The sequence below is a fragment of the Alkalihalophilus lindianensis genome (assembly GCF_032843265.1).
Classification (GTDB): Bacteria; Bacillota; Bacilli; order Bacillales; family Bacillaceae_D; genus Alkalihalophilus; species Alkalihalophilus lindianensis.
Genome location: NZ_JAWJBA010000441.1, coordinates 1 through 266, shown reverse-complemented (window position 1 = coordinate 266; position 266 = coordinate 1). Strand labels below are relative to the sequence as shown.

The 266-nt window shown below is 68.4% G+C and carries 1 protein-coding gene; it reads right to left on the bottom strand.

Annotation, left to right across the window (positions count from 1 at the left end; all coding sequences use genetic code 11):
* Positions 1–266, bottom strand: a 266-nt coding sequence (locus RYX56_RS22950; RefSeq protein WP_317124201.1) for a hypothetical protein, incomplete at both ends; no start/stop codon positions are given.

The window sequence follows — 266 nt, the reverse complement described above, 5'->3', positions numbered from 1 at the left end:
CAGTCGAACAGGCGCTTCATCCGCGCGGCCTCGTCGTCGCCCACACGCCGCTTGAATTCGTTCGACGACAGCAGGGTGGCCACGAATGCGCTTCGATCGCGGTGATGGTGGCGGTGGGCGTCTATGGCGACCGACGACTCCGGGGCGCGGTTCAGGACCATCCGATAACCCATGGCGACGTCGTATTCCGAGAGCGTCGGGCGCGGGCCGGCCGGCGCCTCGGTAGGTTGCGCGCGCCGGACCTGACTGCCCTTGATGGCGGCTTC